13 protein-coding genes are annotated in these 15,886 nt (G+C 48.8%); 7 read left to right on the top strand and 6 right to left on the bottom strand.

Going from position 1 to position 15,886, the window contains the following annotated elements; genetic code table 11:
- Positions 1-33 precede the first annotated feature (33 nt).
- Positions 34-159, top strand: coding sequence for a hypothetical protein (locus EL633_RS37840; protein WP_269822445.1), 126 nt, complete (start codon positions 34-36; stop codon positions 157-159).
- A gap of 417 nt (positions 160-576) precedes the next feature.
- Positions 577-2,070, top strand: a complete 1,494-nt coding sequence (ftsZ, locus tag EL633_RS14440) for a cell division protein FtsZ (protein WP_161982147.1) — start codon at positions 577-579, stop codon at positions 2,068-2,070.
- A gap of 252 nt (positions 2,071-2,322) precedes the next feature.
- On the opposite strand, the gene EL633_RS14435 is transcribed toward ftsZ, so the two are convergent.
- Entirely contained in the window at positions 2,323-2,598 is a 276-nt protein-coding gene (locus EL633_RS14435) for a KGG domain-containing protein (protein ID WP_126627852.1), read from the bottom strand.
- 92 nt (positions 2,599-2,690) lie between these two features.
- Entirely contained in the window at positions 2,691-3,563 is an 873-nt protein-coding gene (larB, locus tag EL633_RS14430; RefSeq protein WP_218027490.1) for a nickel pincer cofactor biosynthesis protein LarB, read from the bottom strand.
- A gap of 355 nt (positions 3,564-3,918) precedes the next feature.
- On the opposite strand from larB, the gene EL633_RS14425 reads away from it, so the two are divergent.
- On the top strand, positions 3,919-4,389 hold the full coding sequence (locus EL633_RS14425) for a hypothetical protein (RefSeq protein WP_161982146.1): 471 nt from the start codon (positions 3,919-3,921) through the stop codon (positions 4,387-4,389).
- 281 nt (positions 4,390-4,670) lie between these two features.
- On the opposite strand, the gene mutM is transcribed toward EL633_RS14425, so the two are convergent.
- The 3 genes from mutM to EL633_RS14410 form a co-directional block, all read right to left on the bottom strand.
- On the bottom strand, positions 4,671-5,627 hold the full coding sequence (mutM, locus tag EL633_RS14420) for a DNA-formamidopyrimidine glycosylase (protein WP_126627849.1): 957 nt from the start codon (positions 5,625-5,627) through the stop codon (positions 4,671-4,673).
- A gap of 107 nt (positions 5,628-5,734) precedes the next feature.
- The gene (locus tag EL633_RS14415; protein ID WP_126627848.1) at positions 5,735-6,382 is read right to left on the bottom strand and encodes a DUF3267 domain-containing protein; all 648 of its coding nucleotides are present in this window, start codon (positions 6,380-6,382) and stop codon (positions 5,735-5,737) included.
- Between the two features lie 106 nt (positions 6,383-6,488).
- Positions 6,489-7,466, bottom strand: a complete 978-nt coding sequence (locus EL633_RS14410; RefSeq protein ID WP_126627847.1) for a helix-turn-helix domain-containing protein — start codon at positions 7,464-7,466, stop codon at positions 6,489-6,491.
- Between the two features lie 295 nt (positions 7,467-7,761).
- On the opposite strand from EL633_RS14410, the gene EL633_RS14405 reads away from it, so the two are divergent.
- A complete protein-coding gene (locus EL633_RS14405) occupies positions 7,762-8,676 on the top strand; it encodes a ribonuclease Z (RefSeq protein ID WP_126627846.1) in 915 nt (304 codons plus the stop codon).
- Here the strand turns inward: EL633_RS14405 and EL633_RS14400 are convergent.
- Positions 8,673-9,665: an alpha/beta hydrolase gene (locus EL633_RS14400; RefSeq protein WP_126627845.1), complete on the bottom strand. Its 993-nt coding sequence runs from the start codon at positions 9,663-9,665 to the stop codon at positions 8,673-8,675. The two genes, EL633_RS14405 and EL633_RS14400, sit on opposite strands and share 4 nt — an antisense overlap.
- Before the next feature lie 383 nt (positions 9,666-10,048).
- Here EL633_RS14400 and EL633_RS14395 point away from each other — a divergent pair, with 383 nt between their 5' ends.
- From EL633_RS14395 to EL633_RS14385, 3 genes are all read left to right on the top strand, one after another.
- On the top strand, positions 10,049-11,566 hold the full coding sequence (locus EL633_RS14395; protein WP_126627844.1) for an alpha/beta hydrolase: 1,518 nt from the start codon (positions 10,049-10,051) through the stop codon (positions 11,564-11,566).
- Between the two features lie 180 nt (positions 11,567-11,746).
- Positions 11,747-12,367: a TetR/AcrR family transcriptional regulator gene (locus tag EL633_RS14390; RefSeq protein WP_126627843.1), complete on the top strand. Its 621-nt coding sequence runs from the start codon at positions 11,747-11,749 to the stop codon at positions 12,365-12,367.
- Positions 12,368-12,395: 28 nt separating this feature from the next.
- A complete protein-coding gene (locus EL633_RS14385; RefSeq protein WP_126627842.1) occupies positions 12,396-15,638 on the top strand; it encodes a bifunctional cytochrome P450/NADPH--P450 reductase in 3,243 nt (1,080 codons plus the stop codon).
- Positions 15,639-15,886 lie beyond the last annotated feature (248 nt).

Raw genomic sequence — 15,886 nt, 5'->3', positions numbered from 1 at the left:
TGGCTTAGGTAAATCAGTTCAGGAGGTACTATCGTGGCAAATAAAGAACAGAAGAAGGTGCAAAAGGCTGCACCTAAATCAAATAAACAGAAAAAAGAAGCTCAGCGTGAGAAGAAGGCTTCAAAAGCAGGACCTTCTCTTAGCCTTAAGAAAGATTAAGTTCTCTTGAATCAAGCCTGGTAGATAGCTGGTGTTACGCATCTTTGTTTTATCTGCGTATCATCTATCTACCAGGCTTTTTGTCACTAAAGTTCATATTTTTTTTCCTGCTTAATTCGTGTTTCTATATATGAGGCAAGCAACTACAGTAGCATAAGAATACTCCCAACGCTATACTTGACACTCTTGTTACAATGCGGATGGAATGCTTTTATTACGTCAGGTACCCCCCGCTCAAAGGCGGGGCCTGTATTATGCTCTTAAACAGGTATCCAGTATATATATATTTTTTCATTGCAACAGGATATAATACATGGCCTGAACCTGACCAGCCTCAAAGAAAAAGCCAGGAAGATGGATGGTACGTAGTGCTAAACGATGTGCCATCTGGTTCAATGAGAGGAAATGGGGGTGTGCATGCAACCAACGTCAGATAATGCATACAGTAAGCGCAATAAAGCCTCAGAAAAGCGCATGAGGCAGGCCATAAATGAACCCGGCGTATATAAAGGACAGGACGCACAACAGGTACAGCCACAGTGGAATCAACGTTATACCGATAGTGATGTTCTTTCACCTGAGTCCACTTTTGAATCTAGTGCCCCGGAAGATGCTCCACATCATGTAGATATTGTGGTGGTTGGCGTCGGTGGCGGTGGTATGAACGCGATTAATCGAATGATTCATACGAATGTGCGTGGTGTGCGCTTTGTGGCCTTGAATACAGATGCTCAGGTTCTGGCATTGTCCGAGGCTCCTGATCGTATCTGCCTGGGTCAGCATCAAACGAAAGGGCTGGGAGCGGGCGGCAATGCGGCGGTGGGCATGCGTGCGGCGATGGAGAGTTCAGCAGAGATTCAGGCGGCGCTGGGAAATGCGGATCTGGTTTTTATCGCGGCTGGTATGGGTGGTGGTACGGGAACCGGGGCGGCTCCAGTGGTGGCTTCGCTCGCGAAAAAAATGGGAGCGCTTACCGTTGGTATTGTGACACTACCTTTTACCTTTGAGGGCTCACGCCGACGCAAAATTGCTGAACAAGGTCTGGCGGAACTGAGTGCCGAGATTGATGCGCTGATTACTGTTCCCAATGATCGTCTCCTACATACCGTGGCACGCGATCGCAATCTGGCCGATGCCTTTAAGGTTGCTGACGATGTGTTACGTCAGGGCGTTCAGGGTATCGCGGAAGTCATTAATGTACCTGGCATGATTAATGTGGATTTTGCCGATGTGCGTAGTGTGCTGGTAGAAGCAGGCACGGCTTTGATGAGCATTGGACAGGGAACGGGAGTCGATCGGGCGGAAATCGCTGCGAATGAGGCGATCGCAGGTGGTTTTCTGAATGTCACTATTCGGGGCGCGAAACGTGTCTTATTCAATATCAGTGGCGGCGAGGATATGACGCTTTTTGAAGTAAATGAAGTGGCTGAACGTATTGGGGAAGCAATCGATGATACCGCAGATATTATTTTTGGTGCAGTTATCGATCCAGCCCTTGAGGATACTATTCGCGTAACCCTGATCGCGGCAGGCATGGAAGAATTGCATAATTCACGCATGGACCATCATCATAATACATCCACGTTCCAGTCGAGACATATTCCTCGTTCTGATATGTTTCCTCAGAACAGATCAAACCTTTCAGGTACTGGCTTCGCTCCGGATACGGCGGCCCAGGCACGCTCTATACCACCAGCACAGCCAATAGCCCCTCCACCAACACAGATACCACCACCCTTGCAACCAGCAACACCAGCGTTGGAACAACCAGGGCGGCCACAACGCAATATACGTGGTATGCGTGACATGGGTCGACGGCAGGATATATCATCTTACAATCACCAAACAACGGACCATGATACGCCCATCGCACCACCACCATTTATCAGACGTCAGCAGGATAAGAAATAGTGTACCTCTGTACAGCTAGTCGATGCTTGCGGCACCAGCCAGGCTTTTCCTCTGGCATTGCACACAACCATAAAAATTGAAGACCGTATCCTACCTGTTTCTTCCTGTATGCAGGATAAAACTGCAGCGGGATACGGTCTTTACTTCGCGGGAAAACAACCAGATCTGTAGTACACAACTTCCCTGCTCAGCAGAACGAGATAAACATCAAGAGGAAAAGAACAGAACTGAAGAGAGGAAAGATAACGGCATTTACTCCTCCTGGTTGTCCGTAGCCGCCCGGCCACGCTCGCCGCCCTTTTTCCCAATCCGTGAGTAGAACTCGGAACCTTGCTGACGCTTGGTTGACTCGCCACCCTTCTTCCCAATCTCGGCATAGAACTGTGGTCCGCGTTTCTCTTTCACCGTCTCTCCACCCTTTTTCCCAATCTTTGAGTAGAATTCCGGACCATATTTCTCGCGTACAGCTTGACCACCATGTTTGGCTTTTTGTGATCCCGGTTCAGGCCCACGCTTATTATTTGCCATAGAAAGTCCCGCCTCTCTTAAACTTCGTACCCACGTTTACCCAACATTGTAGCGGTGAGACATTCTAACATTCAGAACATCTCGCTGCTTCCCTACCGCGATTGATGTTCACGCGCCTGCGCCACACGATTGGCAATCAGCGCCGCCGTGATACCCGCACCAACACCGTTATCGATGTTGACGACTGAAAGTCCTGGCGCACACGTTTGCAACATCGAAAGCAAAGCGGCAACCCCATTGCCGCCCAAACCATAGCCGATCGACGTTGGTAATCCGATCACGGGAACTGGTACCAGTCCTGCAATAACTGAAGGTAACGCTCCATCCATACCTGCGGCGACGATAATCACATCTACCTCTTGTGTGAGTAGCTCACGCAATGGCCCAAACAAACGGTGCAATCCTGCAACCCCAACATCATAGATAGTTGTGATCCGGCATCCCATCTCTTCCGCGATGAGACCCGCCTCTTCTGCTACGGGAATATCTGAAGTACCGGCACTGATCACACCTATATGACCACCGGTCTGCTTCCGTATATAGTCAGGACGATAGATAGCCATGGCACGAGCAGCTGCAAGCGTACGAACCGTGTATGCTTGAAACTCTGTCTGGAGAGGAAGAACGGATTCTGGACGCAAGCGGCTAATGATGGCGCGACCAGTCCCGGCTAAGAGACCATGTGCCATTGAAATGATTTGCGTCGTTTCTTTGGTAGCCCCTAGAATAACTTCAGGGGCTCCTTTCCTTTGCTCGCGTCCGGGATCAGGACGGGTATGGATGACAGAAGAATGCTCAGTTTGCCCATTCTGTGGTACCGCTGACTGTGCCTCCGGGTTATCAATAGAACTTGCCGAATTCAATCCTTGCTCAGCTTGTCCCGCGTGTGTTGTGTTGTGCCCGAATGGTTCATTCCCGAGCAATTGATTAAAGAGTTCGAATTGTCTATCGATTTCGTGATTCACAGAAGTAACACCTCGTATTAATCTTTGCATAGTGATTATTCATCTACATCCTACAACCAATCACAGTGTAGCACAGTCTAACTTATTCAGCAAGCCAACGGTAGTAATTTCTTACTCATAAGTAGCTATTCCTGTGTTTACTACATTAGGAGTATATAAAAGATACAGGGCATGGTGTGAAAAGATGTCACTAGGCCATACGTACTGGTATGCTACCACTGCTATGGTATACTATAGGTGATTCCCAGGGGGAGCCCATCATGCCTATAACTATGCGCAGGCGCTGCATAGAATTATCCTGACAATGTATTGTAATGTATTCAAGGACACCGTAGAAATCCATTTTTAGAGTGCTATGAAAAAAAATTATTTATACATAATGAGCGCGCTGCTCCTGACAATCCTGTTTTCGGTCTCGGCCTGTGGCCCTACGATCGAGGTCAATAAACCTAAACCTCAGCCGACAGTGACGATAAAAAAGTCTTTTCAGCAAGGGGTACCTTCTGTTCCCAAGTTTCCGTCTTATGTATGTGGATCCTGGTCATCAGCGAATAATCCTGGCACCTATAGTGTGATCAGTATTTATGCTCGCTTGACCCAGAATACAAAACCGGTGGCCGGCATGTCAGCCCAGGCGACGGCCCACTTTAAATATGGGGACGTCAATCTGGATCAGGCTCCTGTCAGCGATAGCGGTGGCTATGTGACTTTTTATCTACAGTTGCAGGGCAGACAGCCACGTCAGCAAGCCGCCACGGTAGATGTGTCATTTAATGTCAATGGCAAGACTATCAGTTGCACACCAGCGTTCTTTGCGCCCCAATAAACATCGCCAGCAAAATAAAACGGCTCGTGATTGCCATAATAGCAGCTACGAGCCGTTTTATTTTGCTCTATGTAATAACTATTTCAGGAAATACATGATTCATGTAGCGTTGCTCTCGCGCCTCTGGCGCTCTAAAATTTTCTTTTTATGTGTGTTGTCAAGTTGTGCGCAATGCGCACAACTTGACAACACACATAAAAAGAAACATGGGCCCTTCAGGGCCCGAGTGTGGCTGGCTGCACGCTCAACAATAAAAGTGATTATCAAGCAGTATTTTATAATTATGGAGCTGCGATAACCACGTCTCCAGGCTGCACTGGCGCTGGCTGGCACGTAGGACACAGATGGGCGCTACGCTGCGCAATCACCATACGTTCAATCGGCGTTCCACAACGACTACACGGCTTACCCTCTTGATGATAGACCTGCACATGATTATAATTATCGCCCGCCTCCCCCCACAGATCCCGGTAATCATTAAATGAGGTCCCACCATGCTCGATACCCTTCCTCAGAACGGTAATGATACCCTCGTGCAGGAGTTGTACTTCAGCTAGCGTCAGACTTTCAGCACGCCGTAGCGGATGGATATGCGCATAAAACAATGCTTCATCAGCATAAATATTACCAACTCCCGCCACAACGGTCTGATCTAACAACACCTGCTTGATAACGGTACGACGACCAGCCAGGGAGCGGCTAAAGCGTTCCAGGGAGAAGTCTTCTTCCAGTGGCTCGGGTCCCAATCCTTTCAAAGCCTCCTGCTCACGCTTACGCGGCCAGAGCCCTACTTTGCCAAATTTGCGGGGATCGGTAAAGAGCAGACAACGTCCATCTGTAAAGATAAAGCTGACACGACAGTATTTTAGCTCAGCACTGGAAACGGGAGATCCATCTTCACTCTGCACATAGAAGGTGGGGCCTTTGGTATTCCAGGTAGCAGAATCCTGTTCGCGTAGACTGGTATCCACCCTCCAACCTGGAGCTAGCAATAAGAAATTACCAGTCATACGTCGATGGATGCTCAGGAACAGTCCACCGCTCAAATCGACTAGCAAAAATTTTCCGCGCCGCCGGACAGACTCAATACGCCGATCAGCGACTTCGGCAAGAAAATCAGGGACAGGTGGGTGGCTGATGCTGCGCTCCCAGAAAACGTGCGCCTCTTGAATCGTCGCCCCTACCACTGATGCACGTAACTGGCGTGCGGTATATTCAACCTCTGGTAACTCTGGCATAATTTTCCGTTTCCATCTCCACAAAAGGGTCCAATCTAACACGATCGGACACTAGTCTTTCAAAAAGTTGGCAATAACTTTAAAGCGAAACTGGCATAGTATAATGTTCAATCCCTGGCCCCGTCAAGTTTCCAGGCGGTATAACCAACCTCGGTATCTTCAATCAAGGTGGAGGCTGGCTGGCGCGCGATATGCTGCGCGACCATGACATCACCGGCGGCCCCTGAAAAGTTGCCGCTCAAGGCTAATAACAGATATGAAGCTGGACCAGGAAAGAGCAGGATCACAATGATGCCAGCCAGGGTCAGAACGATTAAAGGAGCCAGCCCTACTGCCAGGTAGTGGTTACGCCGGAAGAGCTGTTGCCGGGCACCACAATACAACGCTAGCGGCAATTTCGCGCCAAAGTGTGGCGATCCTCCCCACCAGGCAAAGACGGCACCATGAATGATTTCATGGACACAGAGAATGAGCACATAGCCAATAATATTCAGGATAATCCAGCTGACAGTGCCACCAATAGAGGGGTCAGACCACCAGCGCTGATAGTGCCAGAAATAGGAGAGTAGATCCAACACCACAAAAAAGAGGCCGCCACCTAGCAACATCTGAAAACTGAGGATGGCTAATGGACGAAGCTGCGGTTCCTCTAACAAGGCAAGCTCTTCTGTTTTAGCTAGCTTACCAGCATCAATCAAGGCCTGTTGTTCATCGCGCAGTTGGCGATTAAAGCGGTCCACAAGAAACAATGACATAAAAAAATTCCCTCTCGCTTCAGTTATACTATCATATCACCAATCCCGAAAGAGGACAGAAAGCGAGAGAAGAATAGAGCTGCCAGGGCAGAGAGTCAGTACATATCTAGCCGGGCTTATTCTCTGGCGGCAGATCCAGGAGCGCTGATTCTATCTGTTGCCATTCAAGCTGTTCCGCTTCCGGACTCGCTAGACGCTTCTCAGATCGTGATGAATCTTGCATCAGTTTGAGGACGCGTTGACGGAAACCATCAAAGAAGGTTTGCTGACGCGTTGGTGGCGGCATAATATGTAGCGCGATCTTTTCAGGATCATAAAATTCATCGGGATTAAAAGCGAGCGCGACAAGGTTGGTGTAGCCACGAACCAGTGAGAGGCGCGCTTCCGGACCAAAGTAATCTAACTGGGTACTTGAAAGTAAAAGGCAACCGGCAACCCGACATGCATGCATAATAGGACAAGCCACCGCACTGACCTCATGCTCTACCTGGTATGCAGGCAAAAAGGTCTTGTTGGCCTGAAGATCACCAATATGCTCCAGTCGACAGGAAACGGTCACATGGCCAGCTAGAGACTCTGCTCCTAGCAGGAGGGCCTTCTCTTCGAGGTCCCCACCCCAGGGCGGAGTACCCAGACCAACGCTTTCACGTAAACTACGAATCTTTCCATCACGTGGCGGCATACAACGCACCACGGTAATCGCCATACCCACACCTTCGGGATCGAGTTGTCGCAACGCTTGCTGCAATACCATACGTGTAATCGACCAGAAACGCAGTAAATCGGGAATACTTGCCCGAGCATCCAGCACTTCCATAATAAATTTGTAGGGTATCTCTTGCTCGGATGTATCAATATCAAAATCCGAAACATCCGATGAATATTTCTCTAGCAAAGATTGTAGCTGGTTGCGTTGCTGTTTCGGGATAGCACGCAACAGTTGACGCATATTATGTGGCCGGGGAGAAGATTCACCACTAACCCAACGGCTCAAGGTTACAGAATGAACCCCTATCTCCGTCGCGATTCGGTCGCGTTCAGATGCGTTACTGATAATACTACCTAGAAATTCACGCCAGTCCATGGCGTTCTCCTCCAATGTTTCTTTTTTAAGATTCAGAAACGATCAAAAGCTAGCATCACCCAGCATCATAATAGCAGATGAGATTAAAAATGTCAAAGAATATACACCAGGCGATATTAAATGTGTCGTAGCAACCTGAAAGGATTAGATGATATGCCAGGAGCCGACGCTTTTGCTTCTCCACTTATCCATGATATGATGGGAAAGAGGATAAAGCACTGCCGCTGCCCCCTGTAAGGCGTGGTCGCTTCTAGTTGTTAAAGGATGATTTCTAACAGTAGACGAAGGATAACTCATGATCGATATCTGTATTTTAGGCACCTGTGGCATGATGCCACTTCCAGGACGCTGGCTCTCTTGCGCGCTGGTACGAAATGGTTCAACACTAACATTGTTCGATTGTGGTGAAGGTACGCAGGTGCCATGGAAATCTGTCGGCTGGGGCTTTCGTCAACTTGGCGCAATCTGCTTTTCACATATGCATGCAGATCATGTAGCAGGCTTACCAGGTGTCCTTTTTATGGTTGCACACGCGGGCCGTACCGAGCCACTGCATATCTATGGTCCGATTGGGACGAGCTATGTCATTGAGGGTTTGCGCAGGATCGCGCCAGAAATGCCCTATCCAATTTTCATTCATGAGCTCAAAGGTGATGAGCATTTTGAGCTACCGGGTGGACTCCAGGCCAGTTGCGCACAGGCCTCACACGGCATGCCTTGTCTGGCGTATCGCGCCGAACTCCCCAGACGACCAGCCTTCCAGGCCGAGAAAGCGCAGAGCCTGGGACTACCCGTTCAACTGTGGTCCAGACTCCAGCGCGGAGAGATCCTGGAATATAATGGTCAGACGATCCATCCGGAACAGGTGCTCGGGGCTCCCAGACGAGGAATCTCATTTGCCTATATCACGGATACACGACCAACCCAGGCCATGAACAAACTGGCACAAGATGTGGACCTGTTGGTCTGTGAGAGCATGTATGATGATCCCGAGGATCTACCACTGGCACGAGCCAATGCCCATATGTATGCGGAAGAAAGTGCGGGCATCGCTAAAGCCGCGGGTGCACATCAATTGATCCTGACCCACTTCAGTCCTAAGATCAATGATCCACGGCAGGCAGAAAAAGCGGCACGCACCGTATTTGCAAACACGCGTGCCGCCAAAGATGGGATGATAGTCTCACTCGATTTTGATAACACACATTAACTGGCCTCTGACAACGACAATGGTCCCTCATCGGTATTCTGATTGACAGGTGCCTGCTGTCTCAGATACCGATCAAAAAACGCATTCACCCTGCGCATATATTCGGCTCGATCAGCAAAGTAAGCACCACAATGCTCTGCATCCTGGACCAGCCAGATTTCTTTGGGCTCACCAGCCGCTTTGTACAAAAGTGGTGCATCATGGGGATCCACCACGCTGTCTTTCATACCATGAATAATCATGATCGGCCGAGGGGCCACACGCGCAATATCTCGCAAAGGCTCAACTTGATTGAAGCGGTAACCTGCACGTAACCAGAGTATGAGATCAGTAACCCAATCAAAGATGACAAAAGGCAGATGCAAGGTTCGACGGACCGCAAATTCAACCACGCGGCGATGGGTCGCAAATGCGCTATCAGCTACCAGGGCTTCGATCTCGGGAGAGCGCGCAGTCCCCATGATCGAAACGGCCGCACCCATGGAATAACCGACCACACCCAGCCGGGCTTCAGGAGAGCGTTGCTTTGCGTAAGCTACCGCGCCCATAAAATCATTAATCTCACGATACCCCAGCGTGACTGGTTGACCCACTACAGTTCCATGTCCATAGTACTCAAAAACCAGCACATTATGGCCCGCCTTCCATAGCATGGCACAAAGACCCAGCACATCCGAACGGCTACCCCGATAACCGGGAGAGACAACAATAGTAGTTGTAGCCTCAGGATAAGGGACGTACCAGCCATTCACCTGGTGACCATTATTCAACGAAGGAAATGTCACATCCTCCGCTGGAATCCCCAACTCAAAGGGACTAAAAGTATAAAGCGCGAAAGTCGCCAGGCGCTTCGGGCGCGTCAAGGTCTCAACAATATAAAGTCCAACACCGATAATTACCGCCAGAACTCCAGCACTACCACCTAAACTTCCCCATAAAAAGCTCTTCAATGAAGGGCGGCGATATCGTACGTTCGTCCATCTGAACATAGAAATCCGCAACCTTTCTAATATAAAAACAGTTTTTCGTACATATATAACAACAAAATTTTCTTGTTGTATATGCCCACAGTTTCAATACTTTTCATTCCAAACAAAACTCAATTTGCGTCATACGCACTACTTGCCATATAAATAGGAGGAACACTTTGGAGCTCCCATGCGGAAAGCCTTCTATCCAAAGACCATGTGTAGATATTTCTTCCCCCCACATTAGTTTATAGAGAAAATTTCAATCCTCTATCGTATAATACGATGGAAGAATAAAAAGAGCAGCTGTTCTCCCTGACTCGGATAAGTAGTACCTTCAATACGTAACCGAGACTGATTCTCATAAGAGTTGCTCTTTGGAGAGCTCGAAGAAATAAACGATCATGAAACAGAAACAACCATCATTCTTTAACCGGCGACGGAATAAGCAGCTTATTCCGCTTCTCTGGTTTTTTGTCTCCTTTCTCGTGGCCTTACTAAGTGGGCTACTCCTCTTTCAACACTCAATCTTTGATGGCCTGTCAGCTGCCATTATTACTACAGGTTTAGATAGTATGCGCGCTCAATTAGTTAGCGCCCTCTTGCTAACAATGCTGGCAGCATTACTCGGTGCCCTCTTTACAAATCGTAAGACCGGTGCATTACTCGGTGCGAGTGTGGTGTTTATACTATGTTATATGAGTAATTTTATTCAGACCGAACTAATTCCTGTTACTGATGCCGGAGGTCATATTAAGCCACTGCAAACTGACGCGCTCATCCATACGAGCATAGTAATGGGCGCATTAGCGATTATTAGCGCATTTATCGGTGTAGCAGTAGGAGCCGCATTCAATGAAGTGCTCATTAAGCCTCCTTCTCTAGTAATACGTAATATCTGGCAACATTATGTCAACCGGAGAGAGTTGAGTGATCGGACGACCCGTAATATGAGCGTCGCCGGTGTCTTCCAACGCTGGCATCCCGAGCGTTGGGCAGCCCTCGTGATCATGATCGTGCTCTTTTTCCTGGTCGGCCAATCCAGCGATCTCTTTATTCTTTCTCCGGATACAGCCATTCACGGCGCACCCGATATCCCTCCGATTATTAAAGGGGTGCCTTCATTTGGTCATACCCAGGTCCTTACAATGCGGAGCACACTCCTGGGCAATCATCCACGAATGTTTGATATCTATCTTCCGCCTTCCTACAATACCCCTGTCGGCAAGAACAAGCATTACCCGACTATCTATCTTCTTCATGGCTCACCCGGTAAAATTACCGATTGGATTGATGGTGGCAAAGCAGCGGAATCGGCTGACACGCTGATTGATACTGGAAAAATACCCGAATTGATTATGGTCATGCCAGATGGTAATGGTGCACCTGGAGCAACCAGCGAGTGGGGAAATAGTGGCAATGGTAAACAGCCGATGGAAGATTATGTAGCGAAAGAAATGGTCAAATATATTGATCAGCACTATCGCACCATTCCAGATGCAGATCATCGCGCCATCGGTGGCCTGTCCATGGGCGGTTTCGGGGCCATGAACATCGGCATCCACCATCCAGACGTCTTTAACTGGGTCATTGCCCTGGGTGGATACTATCAGGCAGATGGCTCTGTCTGGGGACGCAATCCGGTGTATCGCCATTATAATAGTCCTCTTATACAGATTGCACATCAGCCACATGTACAGCAGTTACATATATTCCTGGGTGATGCAACTGAGGACAAACGCTTTTATCCTGGCATGCTGACATTCGCAAAAGTATTGCACCAATTGCACTTCAATTATACGATGGTGACTGAACATGGCGGTCACTCCTGGAAGGTCTGGGCAGACCAGTTGTATAAAGCCCTATCATGGATTAACTGGCAACCTGTTCATCAGGCACCTAAAGCCATACCCAAATCATAAGCAATCTCCACATTCTTCATACAGCAGGCATTATTGGTAAGCAGCATCAAAGCATAAGCGCCAGTAATGCCACTTTTTTTGTTCCCTACCACACGGCATTCGGCTTGCAAACCCCGATGAACACACTAAAGGGTCCGCATATCTCTTGACTTTTGCATTAAACTGAATTATAATTCAGTTATGAAAGATAATTCAAAAGAGGAATTCACCACTCGACAACATAGAGGTGCCAAACGGCGCGCAAAGACACGCGCCGACCTGCTGGCAGCGGCGCGCAAGGTTTTTGCGAAAAAAGGCTACCATGATACCAGCATATTGGATATCACAGAGGCTGCTGACGTAGGCGTGGGAACCTTTTATCTTCATTTCAGGGATAAAGATGAAGCATTCAATACACTGATCGATGAAGTCTTCCATATCCTTGAAGAACAGGTTATCGCTGAAGTGCGCAGTCATGAGGCAATCACATTATCAGTCACGGTACAATCAATCTTTCGCCATGCCTATGCGCAACGCGATCTGTTTAGTATCGCCCTGGCCAGTGGAGCCCAGGTCTCACGCACCATCCGGGTGGAAGATACCATCGCCCGAGGGCTTATCCGCGTCTTTGAGCAAGCCTCTCGTCCTGCCGATTTGCAAGATTACGACATTCCATTGCTGGCCTGTCTGGTGACAGGCGTAATCGCCCAGGGCATCATCTGGTGGTTTGATCAAGATGAACCAGGACCAGATGAGATGGCGGAAAAAGTATTGGCCCTCCTGGCCCATGGTCTACCAGCCTCTTTATTCACACTTACATAATTCATTATCCGTGGAGGTTTTCTTTCGAATGACCACCCATAACGTTGTTGAAAACACTATACCCCATCCTAAAGAAAAATTACTGATCGGAAACTTGCTTGAATTGAGTGCGGGCCGCCGCGTACAGGATATGATGAAGCTGGCTCGAACATATGGTCCGATCTATCAACTGAATATGCCGGGACGCTCACTGGTCGTTGTCTCAGGCTATGAGCTGATCAAAGAGCTCTCCGATGAGACACGCTTCGATAAAAAAGTCTGGGCGCCTTTACAAAATGTACGCTCATTCTCAGGTGATGGTCTCTTCACTTCCTGGACCGATGAGCCCAACTGGCATAAGGCCCATAATATTCTGATGCCCAACTTTAGCATGAAAGCCATGCAGGGCTACCTGCCAATGATGGTCGATATTGCTGAACAGTTAGTCGGCAAATGGGATCGCCTGAACTCAGATGATGAGGTGGATGTCGCCGGGGATATGACACGCCTCACATTGGACACTATTGGACTTTGTGGTTTCGATTATCGCTTTAACTCATTCTATCGCGAGGATATGCATCCTTTTGTCAATAGTATGGTGCGTGCGCTGCAAGAAGCGATGGAGCGCGGTGGCCGTTTACCGCTTGAAGATAAATTGCTGATCCATAAAAATCGTCAGTTCCATAACGATACTGAGTATATGAACTCAGTCGTGGATCGCATTATTAAAGAGCGCCGTGAGAGTAGTGAGGATTTCTCACAGAAAAAAGATCTCCTGAGCTATATGCTCTCCGGTGTCGACAAACAGTCCGGCGAGCAATTAGATGACCTGAATATTCGTTATCAGATCATCACCTTCTTAATCGCGGGCCACGAAACCACCAGCGGGCTGCTTTCCTTTGCCCTGTACGAATTGCTCCAACATCCTGAGGTCCTGGCTAAGGCTTATGAGGAAGTGGATCGTGTACTGGGCAACGACCTGACGGCAAAACCAACCTTCAACCAGATCAATCAGTTGCGCTATGTCTCTCAGATCTTAAATGAGACGCTACGTCTGTGGCCAACAGCTCCAGCTTTTGCCATGCAGCCACTTAAAGATGAAGAAATCATCGGCGGCAAATATAAGATCACAAAAGATGTCGATGTGGCTGTGCTGATCCCAATGCTGCATCGCGATCGTTCAATCTGGGGCGATGATCCGGATACCTTTAATCCTGAACACTTCTCACCTGAAGCTGAACAGAACAGACCAGGCGATGCCTACAAGCCATTTGGTAATGGTCAGCGTGCCTGCATTGGCCGTCAGTTTGCCTTACAGGAAGCCATCCTGGTTATGGGTATGTTGCTACAGCGCTATAAATTTATTGACCATACCGATTACCAGTTTAAAATCAAAGAAACACTGACCATCAAGCCTGATAACTTTAAGATCAAACTGCGCAAACGCACGGATGCAGATCGCTCAATTATCATGAAACCTCAGCAGGAAAATGCCCCGGCCAAAATGGCTGCGCTCAAAACCACACCAAAGCCCGAGGTTCCTAAACACGATACCCCACTGCTAGTCCTGTTTGGCTCCAACATGGGTACCGCTGAAGATCTGGCCAACCGTATCCTTGAGGACGGCAATGATTATGGCTTTAAAACGACGATCGCTGATCTCGATGATTACACCGCTAAGTTACCAACGGATGGCGCGGTAATGATTGTCTCCTCGTCGTATAACGGTACGCCTCCAGATAACGCGGCGAAGTTCTGCAACTGGCTCCGCTCTGGCGACCTGGCTACAGATAGTCTTAAAGATGTCAAATACATGGTCTTTGGCTGCGGAAACCGGGATTGGTCAGCAACCTTCCAGGCTATTCCACGGCTGATCGATGGTAACCTGGAAAAATTTGGGGCGCAGCGCATCTATCAACGCGGCGAAGGCGATGCACGCGAGGACTTCGATGGACAGTTTGAGTCCTGGTATCAACCACTCTGGCAGTCTCTCTTCAAAGAGTTTGGCATTGAGGCAAACTTGCCTGAGCCCAATAATATTGGCAACGCTTACGCGGTAGAAGTCATCCCCTCGATGCACTCGCATCCCGTGGTTGATACCTTCGGGGCTAAACCAGCCACGGTATTGGTTAATCGCGAACTCTACTCAGCCGAAGCTGGACGCTCTGCACGCCATCTTGAGATCGAACTGCCTGCCGATGTGAACTACCAGACAGGCTCCCATCTGGGCATTATCCCTCATAATGCAGCGGCCCAGGTTGAGCGTGTGGCCCGACACTTTAACTTCAGTAAAGATACATATATTGTTTTGAGTAAAATCGATAATAAAAAGACCAACCTGCCGGTTGAAATACCAGTCTCGGTCTATCACTTGCTCAGCGATTATGTCGAGTTACAGGATGTGGCGACCCGCAAACAGATCAAGGCGCTGGCAGACTTCACCCAATGTCCACCGGACAAAAAGAAGTTACAGGCACTCTCGGGCGATGATGAGGCCAGTGTGGCCCTGTATAAATCTGAGATCCTGGCTAAACGCAAATCGATCATTGATCTGTTGGAAGAGTTCCCAGCCTGTGAGCTACCTTTTAATGCTTACCTGGAACTCCTCTCGATGATGCGCCCACGCTATTACTCGATCTCATCCTCACCACTGCGGGATGCACGACACGGTAGTATCACCATCGCGGTTGTCGATGCGCCAGCCAGATCAGGGCATGGACAATACAAGGGTGTCTGCTCCAACTACCTGAGCACGCTACGGGAAGGTGAGCAACTGAATGCCTTCATTCAGGATACAGGCTCGACCTTCATGTTACCTGAAAATCCTGCCACACCTATGATCATGGTTGGTCCTGGTACAGGTGTGGCGCCTTTCCGAGGCTTCTTGCAGGAGCGGGCTGAACTTAAGGCGCAAGGGACTGAAGTGGGATCCTCACTTCTCTTCTTTGGTTGCCGCCATCCAGAACAGGATTTCCTGTATAAAGATGAGTTTACCACGCTGGAAGAACAGGGCATTACAGAAGTGATTGCCGCCTTCTCGCGCTGGGAGGGCCACAATAAAATGTATGTGCAGGATCAACTGCTCAACCATAAAGATCGCGTCTGGGAACTGATCCAGGCCGGTGCGGTCATGTATGTCTGTGGCGATGCAAGTAACATGGCACCAGATGTACGCCAGGCCTTTATCACCATCTACCAGGAAAAAGCTGGCGTTTCTGCGCAGGAGGCCGAACACTGGCTGGATGAACAGGCCAGCAATGGTCGCTATCTGGTCGATGTCTGGCCTGCCTAACAAATCACTAAAAGAACATTCCACAGGAGTCGGCGCAACATGCTTGTTTGCGCCGACTCCTTTTTCTCTGTTTAAGATTCCTACTCTTATTAAGGAACATTAGACCAGCCGCACTCGGGCCCTGAAGGGCCCATCTTGCTTTTACATGTGGTGTAGTATTGTGCGCATTGCGCACAATACTACACCACATGTAAAACTGTTGGAGGACCTGAGGCGTAAAAAAAACAATTTTTTATGTGTGGTTTCAA

The organism is Dictyobacter alpinus, from assembly GCF_003967575.1.
Taxonomy (GTDB): Bacteria; Chloroflexota; Ktedonobacteria; order Ktedonobacterales; family Ktedonobacteraceae; genus Dictyobacter; species Dictyobacter alpinus.
Note: the sequence above shows the minus strand (reverse complement) of the source record. Positions and strands in the feature narration are given on the sequence as shown.

Coding starts and splice junctions, on each gene's coding strand:
- ftsZ (WP_161982147.1), top strand. CDS start 577: ATGCAACCAACGTCAGATAATGCATACAGTAAGCGCAATAAAGCCTCA.
- EL633_RS14435 (WP_126627852.1), bottom strand. CDS start 2,598: ATGGCAAATAATAAGCGTGGGCCTGAACCGGGATCACAAAAAGCCAAA.
- EL633_RS14425 (WP_161982146.1), top strand. CDS start 3,919: ATGAAAAAAAATTATTTATACATAATGAGCGCGCTGCTCCTGACAATC.
- mutM (WP_126627849.1), bottom strand. CDS start 5,627: ATGCCAGAGTTACCAGAGGTTGAATATACCGCACGCCAGTTACGTGCA.
- EL633_RS14415 (WP_126627848.1), bottom strand. CDS start 6,382: ATGTCATTGTTTCTTGTGGACCGCTTTAATCGCCAACTGCGCGATGAA.
- EL633_RS14410 (WP_126627847.1), bottom strand. CDS start 7,466: ATGGACTGGCGTGAATTTCTAGGTAGTATTATCAGTAACGCATCTGAA.
- EL633_RS14405 (WP_126627846.1), top strand. CDS start 7,762: ATGATCGATATCTGTATTTTAGGCACCTGTGGCATGATGCCACTTCCA.
- EL633_RS14400 (WP_126627845.1), bottom strand. CDS start 9,665: ATGTTCAGATGGACGAACGTACGATATCGCCGCCCTTCATTGAAGAGC.
- EL633_RS14395 (WP_126627844.1), top strand. CDS start 10,049: ATGAAACAGAAACAACCATCATTCTTTAACCGGCGACGGAATAAGCAG.
- EL633_RS14390 (WP_126627843.1), top strand. CDS start 11,747: ATGAAAGATAATTCAAAAGAGGAATTCACCACTCGACAACATAGAGGT.
- EL633_RS14385 (WP_126627842.1), top strand. CDS start 12,396: ATGACCACCCATAACGTTGTTGAAAACACTATACCCCATCCTAAAGAA.